Source organism: Colwellia sp. 20A7 (assembly GCF_009832865.1).
Classification (GTDB): Bacteria; Pseudomonadota; Gammaproteobacteria; order Enterobacterales; family Alteromonadaceae; genus Colwellia.
Map to the genome: position 1 here is coordinate 4,067,643 of NZ_CP047130.1, position 22,738 is coordinate 4,090,380.

Consider the following 22,738-nt stretch of genomic DNA (forward strand, 5'->3'; position numbering starts at 1 on the left):
GCTATATAGAAAAGAAGTAACCCATAGACAAACTAAAGCTAGTGCTATCATCTAAGTTGCTTTGTGCATGTTTTGTTTGTGCGGCCTGTGTTTTAAGTACAATATTTTTAATCGGATAGTAGTTCATACCTAAGGCAATAGACTGGGTATTGAAACGGTCAGTGGCTAGACCTTGTTCAACTTTTTTGATCGGATTTGCATATTCATAAATAGTATATAAATAGAGAGGTTTGCTGACATTGAACAGATCTTGACTGTTATACGATAACTCGACAAATGCCGATTCAGCTTCGCTGCCTAATTGTGAGAAATTGCCCGGCTTTAACCCTGGGGTTGTTTTATTCGCATTAGTAATCGCTTCACTATCATCTAACGACCCAAATAAATATTGACCACGAACAAGCCAATTCTCATAACTGTATGCTCCATGAAGACCAATAATGGTAAGGTTACCGTCGCCATCAACTTTTGTATCATTATTTCTATTACCTGAAGTATCCCCAGTATAAAAACTAACGCCTATGCCTTTACCCACTTTTATATCACCGTAATCTAAGCGAAGTGTGAATGCTAAATCATCGGCATTTACTGTTTCAAAACGTCTTTGATGACCAGTCGCGATCCAGTTATAAGTGCGAAAAAATTCTGAATTAAGACCTGTGGTAATTAAGGTTTGTGCGGTAAAGCCATTCCACTTACTTATTAAATTTACGCCGGTTTCATGCCAAACTTGTGGAATAAGCGTTGCTTCACTCCAATAGCGCTGAGTAGAAACATACTGTGTCGGTTTATGTAAATCAGTCCCTAGACCTACAGGTACAAAAATATGTCCCATCTTCATAGTGAAGTATTTATTGGCAATATATTGAGCTTGCATTTTTTCAACAATAATTTCCCCACCGGCTTCAACTTCCGTTTCAAACTCGCCAAATTCTTCAAAGCCGTCATATTCTAAAGTTGAACCTGTACCACCATGTTCATATTCAAGCTCGATCTCAACTTGCCACTTAGGATCAAAATCGTAAACAAACTCTAACACTACGCGCTCTAAGTCGGTTGTTGCTCTTCGCTCAGGGTTTGTATCTTGAATGTTCTGATAAACGTCTTCACTTTTATAAAGTACACTGCCATAAGAATTAATCTGCCAATTCTTTTTAACATCAAAATCTTGACCTGTATTCAATTGCTTATTTTCAGAGGCTTTAAGCGAGTCTGCTTTTAAAGTCGCTAATTGTTTTTCAATTAACGCGAGCTGTTGTTGTTGCTTTTCTAACGCTAACTCCAACTCTGACTGAGTTGCCGCAACACTCTGATTATTAAAAGAGCAGAGCCCATAAACTAAGATAGATACAAATAGACGTTTCATTAACCCAACCAAATACAAATAAGAACCAATTTTATTTGTATTTATGATAATTCCTCACCACCAATATTGCAAGTGAAAATCATTCTCGTTAGTGTTTGCGTGTGGATAAGAGTATAGAGTAGGCTGATAAACTTGATTTACATGTTATGAACTTTCTTTAAGATAAATTAATAGAACTTCATCTTTCTTATTCATCACTGCACCAATATAGAGCAATTAAATTACTTATTTGCTCATCTGCTGTGTTGAAATGATAGAAAGTCTAGAGACAAAAAAATATATTCTTTATTTTACATTGAGTTATAAATAACAGTGAAAGTTTATAAAGTGGCATAAGAGTTGATACATTATCATAGTAACTATTTGACTAAGGGGATATTATGCTTTCGACATTTCTTAAAGAACATAAACTACCAGAAGAATTCAAAGATACAGTAAAGCAATACTATAAGCCGCTAGCGGATAGAATTTTTAACAAGTTTGAAAATAAAAAACAGCCTTATTTTGTTGGTATTAATGGCTGCCAAGGTAGTGGTAAGTCGACGTTAACAGACTATATTGCTGAATACCTCATAGACCAATATCAAGTTAATGTTGTGGTTATGTCACTCGATGACTTTTATTATTCTAGTGAAAAACGCAATGAATTAGCACAAGATATACACCCATTATTAGCTACTCGAGGCGTTCCAGGCACTCACGATATCGCCGCACTCGCACAAGTTATTAATCAATTAAAAGCACAAGAAATTGGCTTTTCTATTCCCAAATTTGATAAAGCAACTGACGAACCCTTTGCGAAAGACCTTTGGTATTCAATTGAAAAGCCATATTATTCTCATAGAAGGATGGTGCTGGGGCGTAAAATCACAAACGGCAGAACAACTACAAAAACCTATTAATGAACTTGAGTTACAACACGATGCGGATGGTGTCTGGCGAAATTATGTCAATCAACAGCTAGAATCGTTATACGAGCCTTTATATAAAAATATGGATTTCTGGCTAGCGTTACAAGCTCCTTCTTTCGATTGTGTTTATAAATGGCGTTTAGAACAAGAGCAAAAACTAGAAGCAAGAAATCTTGGTTTAACTAATTCAAAAATTATGACACCAGCGGAAATTTTAAATTTTACACAATATTTCCAAAGGCTTAGCGTACAAGGATGTAATAGCATTTCTCATTCTGCCGATACAATTTTTCAACTAAGTCCCGATCGCAGTATTACTGAAATGCATATAATAGAATAGGTATAAACATGTTACCAACCGTGATATTCAGTGATCTAGATGGAACTTTGCTTGATCATTACACTTATCAATCAACGCCCGCAAGCGCAACTCTTGAGCAGTTAAAAAATGCCAAAACACCTGTTGTTTTAAATACCAGCAAAACGCTCGCTGAACTAGAAATTATTAACCAAAACCTTAATCTTAATGCACCATTTATTATTGAGAATGGCGCAGCGATATATATACCTATTGGTACCTTTGAAAAGCAACCTGAAAACACCCAGACTGTTGATGGATTTTGGGTAAAATCATTTTGCCTACCTCGAGAGTATTGGCTGGCATTATTATCTGAAAAATCATCTGATTTTTCTAACCAATACCAAGGGTTTTCAACATTAACTGACTTGGAATTAGCAGAAATAACGGGGTTATCTCTAGATGACGCTAATAGAGCAAAACAAAGACAATTTGGTGAACCAATTCATTGGTTAGGTGATGAAGAAACTAAAAAACACTTTATTGAATACATGCTTGATTTAGGCGCAAATGTTGTTCAAGGAGGCCGGTTCATTCATATAGGTGACTATTGCGATAAAGGCCAAGCGTTAATTTGGTTGGCAGAGCGATACCGCGAGCATTACAACAGCTCAATAGTAACTATTGCCTTAGGTGATGGAGAAAATGATAACTCAATGTTAGAAGCTGCCGACTTTGCAGTACAAATTCGTTCACCTGTGCATGAATTTCCAACGTTATATCGTCAATACCAAACAACTAAAACAAAATCATATGGGCCCGAAGGTTGGGCAGAAGCAATACAACAACTGCTATCAAATTCAATTAACTCAGAGGTAAATCATGGCTGATTTTTATCAAAACGGAACAGTAACAACGTTACATAATTTAGCACAACGTGAATCCGCAGATATGGCGGCCGAATTATTAGAATTTTCAAAAAAACGTCCTTTAGGCCTTATTCTACCTTCATTGTTTTCAGAGCTAGAAGGCAAAGCCTTACCTGATATTATCAGCAAACTTAAAGGTGTAGAGTATTTATCTGAAATAGTTATTGGTTTAGACCGTGCTGATTTAGACCAATATAAACATGCGTTATCATTTTTTGGTGAGCTACCACAACACCATAAAGTACTGTGGAATGATGGTCCTAGATTACAAGCAATCGACGCAAAATTACAAGAACTTGGCCTAGCACCGAAAGAATTAGGCAAAGGTCGTAATGTTTGGTATTGCATGGGCTATATTTTAGCGTCTGGTAAAGCTGAATCAATTGCTTTACATGATTGTGATATTTTAACTTACGAAAGAGAATTACTCGACAGATTGCTCTACCCTGTTGCCAACCCACTGTTTAACTATGAGTTTTCTAAAGGTTATTATGCACGTGTTGCCAGTGGAAAAATTAATGGCAGAGTCTCACGTTTATTAGTAACACCGTTAATTAAAGCATTAAAGAAAACCGTTGGTCACTGTGATTACCTTGAATATATGGACAGTTTTTTATACCCATTAGCCGGTGAGTTTTCTTTCCGCCGAGATGTATTAAGTGATATTCGTATTCCAAGTGATTGGGGCTTAGAGATTGGTGTACTTTCTGAAATGTATCGTAATTACGCGCCAAACCGTATATGCCAAGTTGATATTGCGGCAACCTATGATCATAAGCATCAAGATTTGTCTTTAGATAATGATCAAGGCGGTTTATCAAAAATGTCAGTTGATATTACTAAATCATTTATTCGAAAACTCGCCACACAGGGCGAAACATTCACCTCTGAAAAATTTAGAACATTAAAAGCTACTTACTATCGTATTGCTTTAGATTATGTTGAGACTTATCGAAATGACGCCATGATGAATGGACTACAACTCGATATTCATAACGAAGAAAAAGCGGTAGAAATGTTCGCTGAAAATATATTAACTGCAGGTCATACTTTCTTAGAGCAACCTATGGATACGCCTTTTATTCCTTCTTGGAACCGAGTAGTAAGTGCTATACCAGATATTTTATCGCAGTTAAAAGAAGCGGTAGAATTAGACAATGCAGAATTTAGTCAGTCCTTGAAGTAAAGGTGAAGTATGTCCGCACAAATTAATCTATTGAAAGAAAAGTTAGTTCAGCAGCTGACTTGTATCTATAAAGACGTTCCGCTCGAAACCTCATGTGACGATATTGCACAAGCGCTTATCGATATCATGCGGTTATCAACAACGTTTGAGGTTGCTGAGCCTTTTAAAAATCACTGGTCTGAAGAAGATGTTATATTGATCACCTATGGTGATAGCGTAGTAAGTGAGGGACAAGCTCCTTTAAAAACGTTGAAACACTTCTTAGACACAAAAATAAAAAACACGATTAATAGCATACATATATTACCTTTTTTCCCATACAGTTCAGACGATGGTTTTGCTGTTATTGATTATTCATCAGTTAATGAATCGTTGGGCGCTTGGGATGATATTGAATCCATTAGCCAAGACTATAACTTTATGTCTGACTTGGTCATTAATCATTGTTCAAGTCGCAGTATTTGGTTTGACAATTTTGTAAAAGGAGAAGGTATTGGAAATGATTTCTTTTTCACAGCATTACCAGACGATGACCTATCTGATGTTGTTAGGCCTCGCACTTCCCCGCTATTAAAAGAAATAGAAACCAGTAACGGTAAAAAGTTTGTCTGGTGTACTTTTAGTCACGACCAAGTCGATTTTGACTTTCGTAACCCTGAAGTATTAAAAGCCTTTACTACTATTATCAGACAATATCTTGATAGTGGCGTTAAAATCTTTCGTTTTGATGCCATTGCCTTTTTGTGGAAAGTAGCCGGCACAACAAGTATTAATTTACCTCAAACACACGAAGTAGTGAGATTATTAAGAACCTTAATTGAGTCTGCCCAATCAGATGCAATTATCATTACCGAAACAAACATTCCTAATACCCAAAACCTTACCTATTTTGGTAACGCCAACGAAGCTCATGGCATATATAACTTTTCATTACCACCGCTATTATTAAACACCTTACTTACCGGTAGCTGCTTATACTTAAAACGCTGGTTAATGAGTATGCCGCCACCACAAAATGGCACTATGTATTTTAACTTTATTGCTTCTCACGACGGTATTGGCTTACGTCCTGCTGAAGGCTTATTGAGTGAAGAAGAGCTTGATAACTTAGTTAAAACGGTTGAAGGCTTTGGCGGAAAAATATCATGGCGAACCACAGAAGGTGGCGATCAAAAAGCGTATGAAATGAATATAGCCTTGTATGATGCTATGCAAGGTACGGTTAATGGGAAAGATCAATGGAATTTTGAGCGGTTCATTTGTGCTCACGCGATCATGTTTGCCCTTGAAGGCATCCCTGGCATTTATATTCATAGCCTTATAGGTACTCAAAACGACTATAAAAAGCTATCAAACACCCATCATAATCGTTCTATTAATCGACACCGTTGGGATGAGGAGTTATTAGCTGAAGCACTAAAAGATGAAAATTTGCATCATGCCAAAGTACTGTCATCATTAACCTCGTTGCTAGACACTCGCATAAAACAACCAGCGTTTCATCCTAATGCTACTCAATTTACTTTGCATTTAGGTTTATCATTATTTGGCTTTTGGCGACAAAGCCAAGACAGAAAACAAAGCATTTTTTGTGTCAGTAATATCACAGATAAACCGTTGTCTTTGCCTTTAAGTGAACTCAATTTAATTGTTACCGAGAGCTGGATTGAATTAATTACCGGTGCAGAGGTAACAGACTTAACTGAATCTATCACCTTATTACCTTATCAAACGGTTTGGATTGCTAACATTAAAGCACAGTAGATAAAAAATAGTATCAAGGTCATACACGCTATGGCCTTTACTTTCTCTTCCATATCCCTAGTAAACAAATCCCTAATATTTATATCCTCAGTAAACTAATCATCAAAACACACATTATTATATCAACGTTCTCAAATCTCAGCTGTTGATTGACATTAAAATAAGTAATTAAATTGAATACTTAAGTTCTATTTCTCGGTCAATACTAGTCAACAACCTAATGCTAATACCTAACTACAGACCGAGGCATACTATGCATAAAATTTTATTACTAACACTAACCTTACTACTAATTACCTCAAGTGCTGTTAGCGCGAACGACAAACACAGCCCCCCCTTTATCAAGATAAAACAATGACAAAAGGCCTAAATCATTTAGGCTTAACAGTGAAAAACGTTCAAGCATCAGCTGACTTTTTTATTAATACCTTAGGCTGGAAAAAAGCAGGTGGCTATCCTGACTACCCCTCAATATTTGTTACTGATGGCGAAATTTTCCTAACACTTTGGCAAACTAACGATGTGGAAAATACCGTGGAATTTAACAGAAAAAACAATGTGGGTTTACATCACCTTGCACTAACCGTGACAAGCGAAGAAATATTATCTGAATTACATCGTAGATTTAAACTAGTACCTAATTTAATCATAGAGTTCGCCCCAGAATTAAATGGTAAAGGTCCAACAATACACATGATGATTAGAGAGCCAAGTGGTAATCGTATTGAATTTTCCTACACCCCAGTGAAGGAATCCTCCTAAACACTTGTTACATTTTTTAATATGAAGACATATTCATTAACTGTGATGTCATGTAAACTATCTGCTTATTTCTTGTGGATGGTACTGATTAAAAAATCAAACGAGCTTAAACGCAATAATACTACTCCATGATAAAAATTGGTAAGCGTTGAAATCAATGATTACCTAACAAAGCATTCGCGTAAACACCAAATTTAATGCATAAACAACAGATATGATACCCACTGTCACAATCACTACTTCACAAAGTGAAATTCTTAATTATACAGTAAACGTCATGCTAAAAAGTCATATAAAACATAAGCTCGTCACCCATAACGAGAATAGCAATACCGTTATAAGTGTGCAGGAGTATATATAAACATGATTAAAGCACAAAAAAGAACATCATTTCAAATTATGACCTCAACTGTTCATGCGCTATTAATGCGAGAACTAAAAACCCGCTTTGGCGCTAACCGTTTAGGCTATTTTTGGGCTATTGCAGAGCCAGTGGCACAAGCATCTGTTATGGCGCTAATATTCACATTACTAGGACGAACTAGTGTATCTGGTATCCCTATCGCACTATTTCTTTTTACCGGAATATTACCGTTTAAATTTTTTGGTAAGTTAATACCTCAAGTGGGCGCAGCAGTCAGCGCTAATAAGGCATTATTTACTTATCGGCAAGTAACCGCTATCGATCCAATAATTACACGAGCACTAATCGAAACAGTCACTTTTATTATTGTTTATATAGTCATACTGGGCACAATGGCTTGGCTAGGTTTTGATGTATTACCAGATGACTTATTAGCGCTATTTGCTGCTTGTTTTTTATTATTAACTATGGCTGTAGGTATTGGCTTACTCCTGTGTTGCGCCATCACTTATTGGCCAGATGCTGGAAAACTATTCGCTATGGTTATGTCTCCCATGTTTTTTATTTCAGGTGTTTTATATTGCGCTACCATGATACCTGAACAATATTGGTATCTATTTAGCTGGAACCCAATATTCCATATAATTGAACTAAGCCGAGATGCTTTTTTCACTTCATATAAAACTCCTATTGGAGATTGGTATTTTGTCAGTTTTGTAGCCTTAAGCAGTCTCTCTCTTGGATTAATGGCTTTTAGAATAAACAGGTACAGGTTTATTAACTAATAATAAGCTTTCTCATAATAGGTTTTACTCGCTAATGATACATTTTGAAAATGTCAGTAAATATTACGCAACAAAACAAGGGCGGCATTACGTTCTTAAAAATGTTAACTTAGCATTACCAACGGATCGTAATATCGCCGTACTAGGCCCAAACGGTGTTGGTAAATCAACGTTAATAAAAATGTTAGGTGGTGCAGACTTCCCTAATAAAGGAAAAATAAACTCAACAGAAAAAATATCATGGCCACTGGGGTTACAAGGCGGCTTGCAAGGCTCGATGAGCGCACGTGAAAATGTACGATTTGTAGCGCGAATACATGGTTATAAAAATACTAAACCAATCGAGCAATTAGTAGAAGACTTTGCCGAAATAGGTAAGTTTTTTAATGAACCGGTTAAAAACTATTCTAGCGGTATGAAAGCTCGCGTGGCTTTCGGTTTAACCATGGCATTTGATTTTGACTTTGATGTACTACTTGTAGATGAACTTGGCGCTGTTGGCGATGCAAACTTTCGACGAAAAAGTGAAGCCTTATTAAAAGAGAAATATGAAAAAACCAAACTAATTATGGTTAGCCATTCAATGGGTGAACTACGTAAAAACTGTCAAGCGGGGTTGGTTATTATTAATCAAAACCTGAGATATCATACAGACATTGAGTCTGCAATTAAAGAATATGAAAACCACTATGTCACAACCAAATAAGAAAGAGCTTGGCTCTGTCGCACGCAAGGCTCGAAAACTTAAACGTAAACCTTTGCAATTTATTGCCGATTCTAGAGCTTATATAAAAGCAAAGAAAACAGCTTATTACACAGCAGCAAAACTGGGCTCATTTATTATTGTTCTTGCGGCTGTACTGGCTATTATCGGCTACTATACTCTTATTGCTTCACCTCGCTATGTCAGCGAAAGTCAATTTGTCGTAAAAGAGATTGGCTCTAATGACATTCCACTAGCAGGGTTAATGTCTATTGCCAATAGTTCACCTAATGTTCGTGACGCTTTAATTTTACAAAAATATATTCAGTCACGTTCTATGGCTGTAGCACTTGAAGAAAGTGTTGGTTTAAAACAGCATTATCAAGCCGGTGACTGGGATTGGTTTAGCCGTCTCACCGGTAATGGTAGCGTTGAGCAATATCACGCCTATTATCAAGATCATATTCTGGTGCATTACGACGAAATGTCAGAAGTACTGATGGTTGAGGTACAAACCTTTGATGCTGAATTTTCGTTAACAGTGGCTAATCAAATCATTACTATAAGTGAAACCTTAATTAACCAGCTTGGGCAAAAAATGGTGACTCAGCAGTTAGATTATGCCCAACAAGATGTCAATCGCGCTTATAGTCAACTGAAAAAATACCAAAGTGAGCTTATTAGCTTTCAAGATAAATTTAAGCTATACAACCCCGAGCAACAAGGCAGTGCCATAGTATCAGCAATGAATGCGCTTGAAGCTAAAATAATAGAAGAAGAAACTAAGCTTAAATCGTTATCGTCTTTTATGCGTGCCGACTCTGCCGATATAAAAGCCATAAACAGAAATATTGATGCATTAAAAACACAATTAACCCAAGAAAAAAATCGTTTAACTAATCAAGAGCAACAATCATTAAATAAAATCAACTTAGATTACCAAGAAATCAAGTTAAATAGCCAACTAGCCGCAGACCTTTATAAGTCGTCATTAGCAAGTTTAGAAGTTATTCGTAGTGAGGCTTTTAGAACCCTAAAACATTTACTTGTTATAGAGCAGCCCATTTTGGCGCAAGAAGATAAATACCCTCGTCGTTTATACAGCATTTTTACCTGGTTTATCGCCATGCTTTTAATCTATGGCGTGTTAAAAATGGTAGTGGCCGTTATTAAGGAACACAAAGAGTGAAAAATTTGTTTATAAGAAGCATCGCCAGTGCGTTAATGCTGATATTAACCAGTAATATTGCTTCGGCTGCAGTAAGCATCACCAAAGATGAAAGCAATGAAGCTAAGCAAGCGATATCACTTAGTAGTGATGATAGTAATGAAAATAACAACAGTGAAAATACTAACCACAATAGTAACAGTAACAACACCATCCAAGCTTATGGCCAATGGTTATTTACCGGTGGCTTTAAAGAAAATTCATTTGTTGGTAGTAACCCAAACTATAAAATCACCCAGGGTGATAATTTACTAGTGCAATTGTGGGGTGGTATCGATTACCAAGCAGAGGTAAAAGTTGATCCACAAGGTAATATTTTTATTCCTAAAGTTGGCCCAATTAAAGTATTAGGCGTAAGTAACGCAGAAATTAATAACGTGGTATTAAAAGGTATAAAGCGTGTTTATAAGTCAAATGTAGAAGCTTATGTTAATTTAATGTCTAGCCAAACGGTTAAAGTATTTTTATCAGGGTTAGTGAACAAACCCGGCTTATATGAAGGACAAAGTGCTGATAGTATTTTACGTTTTATTGATCTTGCTGGCGGCATAAAAACTGAACTTGGCAGTATGCGTCATATTGAAGTAAAGCGAAATAACCAAACAAAATATACCATCGACTTATACGATTTTATTCAACATGGCACTATGCCCGCTATTCAATTACAAGAAGGCGATGTAATATTTGTTGCTGCTAAACATGGCGACGTAACCATTGAAGGCGATGTTGGCTTTAGTGGCACATATCAACTAAAAGAAGATACTGCTAAATTAGGTAATATCCTAAATGCCGTTATCGCAAAGAAAAAAGCCACTCATATTACAATAATAGCACCCGAAAATACTAATGGTGAAACTGAGCTATCAGTACAACAATATGCCATGGATGAGGCGCTTGCCAATAACACGATTGAAGTAAAAGCTGGCTCACTCATTAAGGTGTCTTCACAACTACGCGCCAAAGAAATTAGTATTGAACTGATTGGCGAGCATAACTCTCAATTTGAAATTGTATTACCTTGGGGTGCAAGTTTGGCTGACTTATTGGCCGATGTTAAATATACCAAACTATCGAATAGAGACGCTATTCAATTATTTAGAGCCTCAGTTGCCACACGCCAAAAAGATATGCTATTAGCCTCGTTATCAGCATTAGAACAAAGTGTACTAACGGCCCGTTCACAAACCAATGAAGCAGCACAATTACGTTCAGCTGAAGCAAGTACCATTTTACAATGGATTGAGAAAGCAAAACTAGTAGAGCCTAAAGGACAAGTATTATTATCTGACGGCTACAATGCTTCGCAAATTATTTTACAACAAGGTGACCGCATTGTTGTACCAACGAAACGTAACTTAGTCATGATACATGGCGAAGTATTATTCCCTACAGCAATTGCCTACAACGGCGACATGAATATCAATGAATATATCGCCAAAGCCGGTGGTGCTACTGATGATTTAGATGATATGAATATATTGATCATGAAGCCCAATGGCGACTTTGTTGATGTAAATGAGCATTTAAACAGTAAAAAACAAATTAGTGCTGGTGATGAAATATTTGTGTTAGCTAAACCTGATCCAAAATCATTCCAGTTAACTAAAGATATAACACAAGTGATGTATCAAATAGCTGTTAGTGCAGCGGTTATATTAGCTCTTTAAAGAAAAATAAAACCAAAGATTTAAAGATTAATATAATTAAGGAAATAGAAAATTCAAAACATTAAATTTAGGCTTTAAAGGTTCACATTTTTTATTTATAAATAAGGATTTTTTGTGATTGATACCAAAAATGAACATATATACAGAAACAAAAAATATATACATATAAATAATCATAGCGAACACTTGATCATTGTACTCAACACACATAATCAAGGTGATCGTTATTTTGGCTATAAAACTTTATCGGAAGGAGAAACTGGAGTAGATTTCTTATTTTTAGTTGATGCTAATAATAAATATTATTTAGATCATGATAAAGGTAAAACTTATCTGGAATTAATAGAGCAAGTTATCAAAAACTACGATCTAGAAAAAGTAACCATATTTGGAGCTTCTATGGCTGGTTTTGCTGCGCTACACTTCTCTATGGAATTACAATTAAACGTTATAGCCATTAACCCACAAATAAATTTGTCTTCAGCTGAAAAGCTAGCATGGCCAAAACTTCGAGAAACACTCTCTAACTTAGATTCTTGTTATGATTTAGAGAATGGAATGATTCAAAAATATTCAGGACAATCAATATTTCTAACATTTGGACAACATCGATTAGACAAGCAGGCTTAACGATAGTATAGAACATAAATTTTTCTTAAATGACTTATTACGTATAAAAGATATTCACTTCTTAGGGATAGAAAATCGCCGACTAAGCCATTTTATCAAACCTTAACTATTGATAAGATAATGAAATTTTAATTACACCATATACTTTCGTGCGTGTGTCATTATGAGCAAATAAAGTCGTTTATCAAGCATCGACCAATTAGCCAAAGTGGTAACTAAACTGAATTGACACTTTCTTGGTGTAATACAAGACTTAAATCGCGTAAGATAATTATTACTTTATGATCAGTAGGAAGCTTATTATTCAATGACCATTTGGATCCAGTCAAAAGGCGTACTTGCCCGCAAAAAGCAAATTGAAAGTTGTCTATCACAATCATTATCTTTATTTGTTAAAAATAAAGTAGACTCAACTCATGATAGTTTTGCAGGCTGGGGACTTAAAGCGAATACTAATAAAATCAAACAACAGGCTAGTGATTTTGGTGTCCCTTATTTACACCTAGAAGATGGTTTTATTGGTTATATTGGCCACCCTGCTAAACAAGGTCATGCTGTTTCATTGATTTCAGACTCGCAAGGTATTTATTATGATGCCCGCCAGCCCTGTAATTTAGAATCACTAATAAAAGAACCGTTAAGTGAAGCACAGTTAGCCCGTACAAATGCCTTAATAAAGCTAATAACGAACAGCGGCATCACTAAATATAATGTTTATGATGCAGCTGAGTTGCCAGAGTTGTTAAAGGCAAAATTGTTGAATATTAAGCAACAAAAAATATTAATTGTTGACCAAGTTTCTGGGGATTTATCTATCACCGGTGCGATGGCTGATGAAAGTAGTTTTGTTGCCATGATCGCGCAAGCGAAAGCAAATTACCCTAATGCTACCTTGTTAATTCGTACACACCCAGATACTCGCCTTGGCAAGAAGAAAGGTGTATTAGCTAAACTTATTGCTAATGGGGAATTAACCAATGTTGAAGTTATTAATGAACATTGTCATCCTCATGCATTAATCAACGCTGTTGATGCGGTATATACGGTGTCGTCGCAAATGGGGTTTGAAGCATTATTACTTAATAAGCCAGTTTATTGTTTTGGACTGCCATTTTATGCGGGTTGGGGATTAACGCACGACCAACTTCATTGCGACCGACGTGAAAAAATATCGCTGCAGCAGCTTACCTATGCTGCTTTGGTTAAGTACTGCCATTATTACAACCCCGTATTGCAAGTAAAATGTGAACTTGAAGAGGTTATTAACCTTATTAGTTTGCAACAAAAAGGCAAGCCGCAATACCGTCGCCTTTATTTAATTGGCTTTTCGTTATGGAAGCGCGCCTTTATGAAACATTTTTGTCGACATTTAGCCGATGAACTTGTTTTTACCAAGCAGCCACCCGTAACAATTGCTGAAAATGACATGCTGCTGGTTTGGGGCGCTAAATACCCTGAATTAACTCACTGTTTTCGTGTGGAAGATGGTTTTATTCGCTCAAATGGTTTGGGCGCTAATTTGTGCCGCCCTTCTTCATTGTCTATTGATCAAGCAGGCATCTATTTTGATAATCGCACGCCAAGCGACCTTGAACACGCCTTAAATGAAAATGTATTAACGGTAAATGAGTTAAAACGAGGCCAAGCATTAATTAAAAAGATTAACGACACTGGGGTTAGTAAATATAATGTCGGCGAGCACAACGCGATTACGATTAATAATCAGCATAAAAAAATATTACTGGTTATCGGCCAAGTTGATGGTGATGCATCAATTGTTACCGGTAGTTTAAACATAAAAAGTAATGAAGCGTTACTTTATGCGGTGAAAGAACAACACCCTGATTGTTATATTATTTATAAACCGCATCCTGATGTAGTGTCGGGTAATCGTGAAGGTAATGTATCGTTAGAATGCATATCACAGTGCGTTGATGAACAAATTATCCACCAGTCTTTAACAAGTTTGTATGCACATATTGATGAATTACATACCATGACCTCGTTAAGCGGTTTTGAAGCTTTATTAAATAATGTTGTTGTTCATACCTGGGGACAACCGTTTTATGCTGGTTGGGGACTAACCACTGATTACTACCCGCCTAAAAGACGATTTAAAACGATAACCTTACCCGAACTGGTATTTACTACGTTGGTTCAATACCCGCTTTATATTGATTGGGGCACGGGCTTATGGGTAACACCTGAGTTGTTAATTGATAAAATTGCTGATGGCAAGAACCAAGATATTAAAAAAAAGTCGTTTTGGAATAGAAAATTATTAAAGTTACAGTATATTTTTGAAATATTCCGCTCCAGACATTAAGATAACTATTGCTAGAGTATTATCTACTTATAGCAATAAAAGTGTTTCCCCCTTTATTAACATAAACCTTTTCATTTAACAGCTTTCATAATTAAAGTAAACGCTCTATCATTAATAATGTTTAATGATAGAGCGTTAGAATACTTTACAATTTTTTTAAAAGATTTTTGTTTGCATCAACGAAAAAACTCTTAGGTTCTTTAAGAAACTTGCGTAACTTTCTTTTAAAGCGTCTCTTAAATACGCTTTCAGATTCCTCAATTGTTGTTTTTTCATACTCTGTTCTAACTTCATTTTCTGAAAGTGGCACTGTCCCAATTTCATTTTGAGGATCTAATATTCTTGAAACTTTATTCATTTCATTGCTTGAAATAGCATGGTTAACTAAAAAATCTGTACAGAAATCAAATAAATGGCTAAATTCTAATTCATTAAGATGAGTTTCTTCATTGTTTAAAGCTTTTACCAACTTTTCGGAGCAATCAAAAGATTTATTAAATAAGTTATTTGAGTAAAATGATTTACCTAATATGAAAACCTTAAAGCCAGCTAAAGATGCTTCTAAACCAGCCTGAGAACACATTGTCATCACAGCAGAGACTTGTGAGTATAAGCTTTTTAAAGAAACATTTTCACAAATTAGTAAGCGTCCGTTAGTTATGTATTTTTCAAATCTAAGCTCTAATATTTCTTTCGTCAGCGCTGTACCTATATTTGTCTTATTGCTTTCGTATGGATGTGCTTTAAATACCACATCATAAGAAGTTGTATTTAAAATATTATCTATTACCTTCACGTAATTAGCTATAGAGTCATTTAAGGTATCTGAACGCAAAATAGAATAGTCATTACAAACTTGACCAATAATTAATACACGTTGACAAACTGGTTTTAAAAAAATATCTGCGCCTAGCGATTTCACATTTTTATTGGTTTTTTTATTAATAATATCTAAAGCACGTAGTCTTTCAGGAGAATTGACTGAACCACTTTGTTGATACTTAAAAATAGAGCCATTAGGTATTGGTCCAGGTTGTTCCTCTAGTAAAAATTCATTACCCGTCCATAAGTGCTCAACTAAAAAGAATTTAGCTGAGAAGTTATACGCTATAGTTTTAAATGATTTTTGATAAATGGATGAGCCGGAAAAAGTAATCGCATGACTTACTTCATTTGCAGCAAAAACAACTTTCCAATAATTTAACCAAAAGATTGCTGCAGCATAATTATCAATAATCACTTGTCGGTGAAGTTCAAAGTCTATTTCAAAATCAATAAAGACTTTATCAGCCAAACACTTTTTATAGTGCAATGGAATCAAGATAGATTTAATTTCCAACTCCGCAATGGAAAAGAGGTTTATTCCATCATAATTATACGTTTTATAATTATTTATGTTTATGCATTCACTTAAAAGGTCAGAGTTACCTTGTAAAACATGGCGATGAGTCACATAATTTCCATAAGCAACTTTCATTTGCTTATGACTAGTATCAACTTTAATTATTTTATTTTGAGTAAGATAATCAATCAAAGGTGCAAAGTTTCTTTGTGTAAAGTGAATATTATCGGAAAGTAAAGTTAAAGCCATGTTATACGTCCTTCGTTTGTAAATTTGGGATCTCGCTGGTATTAAAATTACTTTTTTGTATATATTCAAACAAATCTGAACCTACTTCACCTTTCACTATAATATTATTTATTTTGGTCTCATCAAACACTGTAAAATCAAAAGTTGAAATAGAATCTTTAGCTGTATCTAAAATATAGGTATTGTCTGGTAGTGGAAGAGATTTTCTATTTAAAGAGATACCCGAAAATTTATAATTTCTAAAATTGTGCCTTGATATTTCCTCACCTTCAAACATCGTTTCATCAAAGTGATGTATGATATTTTTTAACCCGCTTATACATTCACTATAAATCAGAAAGCATATCTCATTAAACCTGTGTTGTTGTAAATCAGCTTTATTTATATTTAAAATATGCTTATTAATACAATCAACGTCTCCTAATGCTGCACCAGAAACGACGCCATCAGCAATAAACTCTGAATTTCCTGCAACATCCCAACAAATAACAGGTATCTTCATTGCCAAAGCCTCTAAAATAACCATAGAGCAATTTTCGAAGAGACTAAGTGCTAATATACATTTAGATTTATGTAAAGCGGCTAACTTATTTTCACCATATAGTGCCCCTTTAAGTGTTACTTTACATTGAATGTTAGTAGATAAATCAAAGTCATTCATTCGTTGACCAAAGATTAATACATTGTAATGCGCAGGTAGTTTTTCTAAAATGCTATTTAGATAGCCAACACCTTTTAATCGTTCATTTCGCCCCATAAACACTACATCATATTCTTTCAAATACGCGCCATAATTATGCGCTTGTATTATTGGATTTCTGTAAACGATTTTATTAATTTTTGAAAATTGAATATCATTAGATAGCTCTTCCACTATTGCATCAGATGGAGCTGAAACGACATCAGCATTATTAATAACCTGACACTCTTCTTCAAACCTAACTTCATCAATAGGAGTTTTATTGATTCTTTGTACTACAGCGATTGGTGTGTGCAGCCGAACATGGATAAAATATCCATCTAATTTTAATGTAGATGCATAGGTTTCAGGTGATTCAACTATGGTGTCACTAGGAGAGAAATTTTTTCTTATATAGGTAGCAACATAATCTTGAAATGCTGAACGCTCGAGTTTATCTTCATTAGATATAACGTGGACTTTAACATTATGAAACACATCTTCGTCTAAATAAGCGCTAATAACATCTATATAGGAAGAAATTCCAAATCCACTGTTTTTCAACGGGTTAACAAGTATATAGTTGACCATTATTTCATTCCTATTCATTATATTTAGTAATGTTTTTAATTCACAAAAAAATCTAATTTGGTTTCGTCTGCAACTTAAATAGCAACAAAACTACAGATGAAGGTAAACAATCGGAATATTAGCAGAGCGATGAGGACCTAAGACTAACTTTTCTAGACTAGAATCGACTTATGTGGTTAAAAAAACTTCGAGATACCTTAAATTTTACTAGATAGCGATAACCCAATCAATAGAGGTAGGCTGATTTGCTTTTATTATACAAAATAATATCACAAACAGAATACAACAAGTACAAGGTGAAAACTTATCTAACACTTTAATTAGTCATAGTGATCTTACTTAAAAGCTGACATTTGTTTAACAATCGATAATTATGCAAGATTAAGGTAAAAATATAAGGCAGGCTCGGCTTTATAATGCCTGGGGGCTAACCACTGATTATTACCCGCCTAAAAAACGATTTATAATTTAAATTAATGTGCCCAAATCTCGCTAAAATATGTTTTTAGTAACTCAGCCACTATGACTACTCTTTCAACGTGTTGGTAGCGTTTATGGATGACGATATGTAACTCACCCGCTGCCAATTCACTTAGATCAACATTTAACACTGTAAGCTCTTTAATTAAGGGACTTTCTACAAAACCATTAGGTAAGGCTAATGCTCCTAATCCGGTACAACAAGCTGCGATTTGCACGTTATAATCATTCGCGCTAAATACTGGCTTAAAATTCTGTATTTCTCTCTTTAAAATTTGATTCGTCAGTAAATGGTCATGATCTTCAGACCAACAGATCCAATTTAAATCTTGCAAAGTCACATCATCACTTAACGAGTTAGCAACATCTTCCGCGACATACACGTTTATGCCACAATAAAAAGACGCCAAACAAATTAAATCGTTATCTTTTGGTTTTTCTGTACGAAGTGATATATCAGCCTCACCGCGTGTTAAATTAAACGTATTGGTGCCACTTAACACTTCAAGCTGAATACCGGGATAGCTTTCTTTTAGTTTTTGTCCCACTTGTGGGAGAAAAGCAAAACAAACGCCAGGAGGAGCAGTGATCCGAACTCTCCCTTCAACTTTATTGGGTGCTTGAGCTAACGTCATGGTTTCAACCGACCAAATAGCCATTTGTTTTGCAGCGGGTAACAGTTTTTGACCTAATGCAGTCAGTTGACAGCCCTGACTAAAGCGAGAAAATAAAGGCTGACCAAGCTCTTGCTCTAGCTCTGCAATACGCCGGCTTAAAGTTGGTTGGGATCATTATACGGATTAGAAAAAATGACAGCACTTACTACAACGGAAGATTATATCAACGCACAAAACGTGGCTTTAAAAGGTGTGTTTTTAACTCATTTACACCTTGATCATATCAGTGGTATGTCGGCAATAAATAAACAGGTGCCTTTGTATGTAGGGCAAGGTGAAACTCAAGAAAGGTATTTCTTATATGCGGCAACGCAAGGTATAACCGATATAATGCTTGAAGGTAGACCCGCATTACAAGAGTGGGCTGAAGACTATATTGATGTATTTGGTGACGGTAGTGTATTTGCTATTCATTCACCAGGCCACACTGCTGGTTCTACCGCCTATTTAGTCAATAGCATTGAAAGCCCTGTACTTTTTACTGGTGATGCAAGTCATACGTCGTGGGGCTGGAATCATAGTGTTGAACCGGGCAGTTTTTCAACCGACCAAATTCGTAGTCGAGCAAGTTTAAATAAACTCATTAAGTTAGTTAAAAGTTATCCTGAAATTAGCGTACAGCCTGGACATCAAAGTTTGTAAATGATGTGCATTATTACGAATGAGAGATGCTATTACGTCGGCTTTTTGAGTGAGTGTCTCACTTATCTTTCCTAAGTATCTTTCCCAATTATCTGATCTCGTCAGACAATACTATGGGTGATAGTTTCAGGGCTAATTCACCGTGGTCAACGAATATTATAAACGCTATATGTACTTCATAAATGAACCAAGATAGATGCCTGATCTTTCTTGGTCATTTTACTCACCACAAGGTTAAATGAATTATCAATCATGCGCTCAATTTCTCCTGGCGGTATTGAGCCATCAAGAATAATGGTATTCCAAAGTCTTTTATTCATATGATAACCGGGGATTACAGCAGGAAATATATCACGTAACATAATAGCTTCATCAGGATCACATTTTAAATTAATGCAAAAACTACCTTTCATTTTCCCGTTAGTACTTTGTTCATTACCCTTGCCTAAAGCGAGTGTGGCAAACATTTTATCTTTCACACGAAATACTTTTATATCATCACCAAAAGGGGAATATACAGAGGTGTCAGGCTTTGAAAGCAAGTAACCTTCTATCTGTTGAGCAATTAAGTTATCTGTCATCATAGCTCCCTGTTATCAAAGGTGCCTATATTAGCCCATTAAGGTAGCTGAAAAGCACCATAAAAAAAGCCCTGACATATCAGAGCTTCTATTTGCTTTTTTAAATGCTAGCTAACCTGAGCTACATTACTATTAAAAAGCTATTAAAAACTATAAGTCGCTTCAACCCAAGCACTCACGCCTTCTTGTGGTAGCCTCGACATTACAGCAACATCAGTGCCTTTTACGCGGTTATAACCACCTAAATGCTTTTGATAGCTTTTATCTAACAAGTTATCCACACCAAAACGTAAAGTAACCTCGTTATTCACATAATATTGAGCATCAACATTAAGTACACCATAACCTGCCGTTTCTTGCTCATCGTTAGTTGACGAGACTTTCGTTTGTTTTGCTGCCATCACTAAGCTTGTTTTTACCATCCAGTTTTGCCCTGTATAGCTTAATTGAACTTGGCCATTAAGTGGTGCAATACGATATAAGTTATCATTAATGTCACGACGTTCACCTTGTACATAGTTAATAATGGTGAATAACTGTATTTCGTTGGTAATATTGTAATAACCGTTCAGATCAAAGCCATAAAGCTTGGCATCAACATTAGAGAACTTCAGCGGGTTGGTGTCGCCAGCCATCATAGTCGCCATTTGTTTAGCGGCCATGTCATCCATGCCTATTGAGGTGCCCTGAATATAGTCATCAATTGATTGATAGAAAATATGAGGCGCAATCATCAACGTATCATCCTGATAATTTAGGCCTAAATCGAGTTGATACGCTGTTTCTGACTTCAAGTTGATGTCGCCAATATAAGTATGGCCATCAGCTAAGCCGCCTGTTGATTCCATTGGCGTCCATAAATAAAGCTCTTGGTATGATGGCGCACGCGTTTTTACACCAATGCCTGCAGAAATCGATAAATTATTAGAAAGGGTTGTTTGTGTATTTAACGCAATATCAAGGTTGTTGTCAGATACTTGACGATTAGTCTCATTAAAACCATCTTGTAGCTCGCTTGCTAAACTTGCCATACTTTGCATTTCCATATCAGAATCCATGCCATCGCTCATATCCATATCGTCACTCATGTCCATATCTGAGTCCATGTCCATCATTGCCATTGAATTACTTACGTTTCCGGCATTAGACTCAGCTCGTTTTAACCTAGCACCCAACTGCACTGTGGTTTGGTTAAACTGCTTTTGCCATTCTACAAATAAGCCATAACGATTGTCTTCAACGTCATTAAAATTAACAATTTCAAACATCATATTACTTGGATTAGTGATCACTGAATCATGGGTTGCAAAATATCCATCTATACCAAAAGATAGCTCACCAAAATAAAATTCTTTCGCTAATTCAAAGGTAAAGTTTGACGTTTCTGCTGTCGCGTTATTACGGCGGTAGGCGGAAGGATCATCGTTTGTACGCATTAAAAAGTTTGTCATGCCATGATCAGCATCGGTATAGCCTAGCTGCCATTCGCCTTGCCATTCATGTAAACTAAAAACACCATCTAACGTCACTCGATGACTTTCAATATATTCAATGTCCATCGGTAACGCTGGCGTACCTGAGTCATTCGTGTCTGTATAATGGTAATTTAGCCCGACTTCGTTATCATTTTTGCTATAACGAATGTCACCACCGACTTGTACTTTGTCAAAATCGGTAGGTTGAATAACAACGTCGTTGCTGCTTTCCATACTATCGCCCAATTGGCTATTACCGTAGAGTAAAACGGCAATATTATCTTTAGCAATATTGGTCACCGCTGATAAAGTTTTAGCGCTGTTGTTATTACGGTAGCCAACTTGAATATCGCCATTTACGTTTGTGGTTGTGTTGTTCATTTTTTCAGCTTTACGCATTTTCACTTCAATCGCACCACCAAGGGTATTAATGCCTGCTGATACCGGTGCAATGCCACGGTATACTGTCATTGAATCAACAATTAATGGTGTTGAATAACTCAGTGGCGTATCCATAGCATTAGGCCCTGCACCAATAACAGGATGTCCATCAAGTGACGTAGCTACTCTATCACCATATAAACCTCGATATTGTGCAATACCGGTAATTGGACCATTGCTATTAATGTTTGCGCCTGGGACTGAAATGAGCCAGTCAGCTAGGTCAGGAACACTCGTTTTTCCTTGAACATACCTTATACTACTTTCTAAACTGTGATGGCGTTGGTTAGTAATAGTGATGACTTCTAAATTGTCACTAATATCCTTAGTCTCACCTGCTAAAGCTGTATTAGACATAATTAGAGACGAAGAAGTCATTGCTGATAATAAAACAAGTTTTACGGCAAGAGATAAACGCGTAATAGAAGTGCGCATAAAATTTCACTCAATGTTAAAAGGTTGGTTAAATTGGTTTCTAACTTTTATTCAATTGTGTGTATTCTTACGGGATAGTTAAGAGAGAACAAAGGGAAATAGCCAATGTGCGACAAAATGTCACAGGCAATAACCTGTTTACTTGTACTAGATCAATAAAGGGAACTTATTATAAATATTCAGAGGATAATCTGATACCTAATTAAAAGTGAAAATAATGATGAGTT

General features: G+C 35.8%; 19 protein-coding genes and 1 pseudogene. 13 read left to right on the forward strand and 7 right to left on the reverse strand.

All coding sequences use genetic code 11. The features are described 5' to 3' along the window. Position 1: 1 nt before the first annotated feature. Positions 2 to 1,366, reverse strand: coding sequence for a hypothetical protein (locus GQS55_RS17490; protein WP_159821699.1), 1,365 nt, complete (start codon positions 1,364 to 1,366; stop codon positions 2 to 4). Between the two features lie 380 nt (positions 1,367 to 1,746). Between GQS55_RS17490 and GQS55_RS20115 the strand changes: the two genes are divergently transcribed. The 12 genes from GQS55_RS20115 to GQS55_RS17545 all read left to right on the forward strand — a co-directional run bounded on the left by GQS55_RS20115 (position 1,747) and on the right by GQS55_RS17545 (position 14,919). Next, positions 1,747 to 2,268: a hypothetical protein gene (locus tag GQS55_RS20115; protein ID WP_236559684.1), complete on the forward strand. Its 522-nt coding sequence runs from the start codon at positions 1,747 to 1,749 to the stop codon at positions 2,266 to 2,268. Positions 2,269 to 2,359: 91 nt separating this feature from the next. Further along, entirely contained in the window at positions 2,360 to 2,617 is a 258-nt protein-coding gene (locus tag GQS55_RS20120; RefSeq protein ID WP_236559685.1) for a hypothetical protein, read from the forward strand. Between the two features lie 8 nt (positions 2,618 to 2,625). Beyond that, positions 2,626 to 3,465: an HAD-IIB family hydrolase gene (locus GQS55_RS17500; RefSeq protein WP_236559686.1), complete on the forward strand. Its 840-nt coding sequence runs from the start codon at positions 2,626 to 2,628 to the stop codon at positions 3,463 to 3,465. Further along, a complete protein-coding gene (locus tag GQS55_RS17505) occupies positions 3,458 to 4,690 on the forward strand; it encodes a glycosyl transferase (protein WP_159821700.1) in 1,233 nt (410 codons plus the stop codon). Before GQS55_RS17500 ends, GQS55_RS17505 begins: the two co-directional genes overlap by 8 nt. Positions 4,691 to 4,699: 9 nt before the next feature. Beyond that, entirely contained in the window at positions 4,700 to 6,454 is a 1,755-nt protein-coding gene (locus GQS55_RS17510) for a sugar phosphorylase (protein ID WP_159821701.1), read from the forward strand. Between the two features lie 354 nt (positions 6,455 to 6,808). Further along, positions 6,809 to 7,216 carry a VOC family protein gene (locus GQS55_RS17515; RefSeq protein ID WP_159821702.1) on the forward strand — a complete coding sequence of 136 codons (408 nt, stop codon included), beginning with the start codon at positions 6,809 to 6,811 and terminating at the stop codon, positions 7,214 to 7,216. Positions 7,217 to 7,579: 363 nt separating this feature from the next. Continuing rightward, a complete protein-coding gene (locus GQS55_RS17520; RefSeq protein ID WP_159821703.1) occupies positions 7,580 to 8,365 on the forward strand; it encodes an ABC transporter permease in 786 nt (261 codons plus the stop codon). 34 nt (positions 8,366 to 8,399) lie between these two features. Continuing rightward, positions 8,400 to 9,071, forward strand: coding sequence for an ABC transporter ATP-binding protein (locus GQS55_RS17525; RefSeq protein ID WP_159821704.1), 672 nt, complete (start codon positions 8,400 to 8,402; stop codon positions 9,069 to 9,071). Continuing rightward, entirely contained in the window at positions 9,055 to 10,257 is a 1,203-nt protein-coding gene (locus GQS55_RS17530) for a lipopolysaccharide biosynthesis protein (protein WP_236559687.1), read from the forward strand. The genes GQS55_RS17525 and GQS55_RS17530 overlap by 17 nt, the downstream gene beginning before the upstream one ends. Beyond that, complete coding sequence (locus GQS55_RS17535; protein WP_236559688.1) at positions 10,254 to 11,963, forward strand: polysaccharide biosynthesis/export family protein; 1,710 nt, start codon at positions 10,254 to 10,256, stop codon at positions 11,961 to 11,963. Before GQS55_RS17530 ends, GQS55_RS17535 begins: the two co-directional genes overlap by 4 nt. 114 nt (positions 11,964 to 12,077) lie before the next feature. Beyond that, positions 12,078 to 12,593: a hypothetical protein gene (locus GQS55_RS17540; protein ID WP_159821705.1), complete on the forward strand. Its 516-nt coding sequence runs from the start codon at positions 12,078 to 12,080 to the stop codon at positions 12,591 to 12,593. A 307-nt stretch (positions 12,594 to 12,900) separates the two neighbouring features. Next, the gene (locus tag GQS55_RS17545; protein ID WP_159821706.1) at positions 12,901 to 14,919 is read left to right on the forward strand and encodes a capsular polysaccharide biosynthesis protein; all 2,019 of its coding nucleotides are present in this window, start codon (positions 12,901 to 12,903) and stop codon (positions 14,917 to 14,919) included. A 145-nt stretch (positions 14,920 to 15,064) separates the two neighbouring features. Here GQS55_RS17545 and GQS55_RS17550 read toward each other — a convergent pair whose 3' ends face one another. The 4 genes and pseudogenes from GQS55_RS17550 to GQS55_RS20340 form a co-directional block, all read right to left on the reverse strand. Next, the gene (locus GQS55_RS17550) at positions 15,065 to 16,510 is read right to left on the reverse strand and encodes a capsular polysaccharide export protein, LipB/KpsS family (protein ID WP_159821707.1); all 1,446 of its coding nucleotides are present in this window, start codon (positions 16,508 to 16,510) and stop codon (positions 15,065 to 15,067) included. A gap of 1 nt (position 16,511) precedes the next feature. Then, the gene (locus GQS55_RS17555) at positions 16,512 to 17,780 is read right to left on the reverse strand and encodes a glycosyltransferase (protein WP_159821708.1); all 1,269 of its coding nucleotides are present in this window, start codon (positions 17,778 to 17,780) and stop codon (positions 16,512 to 16,514) included. A 473-nt stretch (positions 17,781 to 18,253) separates the two neighbouring features. Then, complete coding sequence (locus tag GQS55_RS17560) at positions 18,254 to 18,919, reverse strand: substrate-binding domain-containing protein (RefSeq protein WP_159821709.1); 666 nt, start codon at positions 18,917 to 18,919, stop codon at positions 18,254 to 18,256. A 36-nt stretch (positions 18,920 to 18,955) separates the two neighbouring features. After that, positions 18,956 to 19,036 (reverse strand): annotated as a pseudogene (locus GQS55_RS20340) (LysR family transcriptional regulator); the annotation flags it as partial. A gap of 33 nt (positions 19,037 to 19,069) precedes the next feature. On the opposite strand from GQS55_RS20340, the gene GQS55_RS17570 reads away from it, so the two are divergent. Then, positions 19,070 to 19,579: an MBL fold metallo-hydrolase gene (locus tag GQS55_RS17570; protein ID WP_159821710.1), complete on the forward strand. Its 510-nt coding sequence runs from the start codon at positions 19,070 to 19,072 to the stop codon at positions 19,577 to 19,579. A gap of 176 nt (positions 19,580 to 19,755) precedes the next feature. Here the strand turns inward: GQS55_RS17570 and GQS55_RS17575 are convergent, their stop codons facing one another. Continuing rightward, positions 19,756 to 20,160: an MmcQ/YjbR family DNA-binding protein gene (locus GQS55_RS17575; RefSeq protein WP_159821711.1), complete on the reverse strand. Its 405-nt coding sequence runs from the start codon at positions 20,158 to 20,160 to the stop codon at positions 19,756 to 19,758. 143 nt (positions 20,161 to 20,303) lie between these two features. Next, positions 20,304 to 22,511: a TonB-dependent receptor gene (locus GQS55_RS17580; protein ID WP_159821712.1), complete on the reverse strand. Its 2,208-nt coding sequence runs from the start codon at positions 22,509 to 22,511 to the stop codon at positions 20,304 to 20,306. Between the last annotated feature and the right edge of the window lie 227 nt (positions 22,512 to 22,738).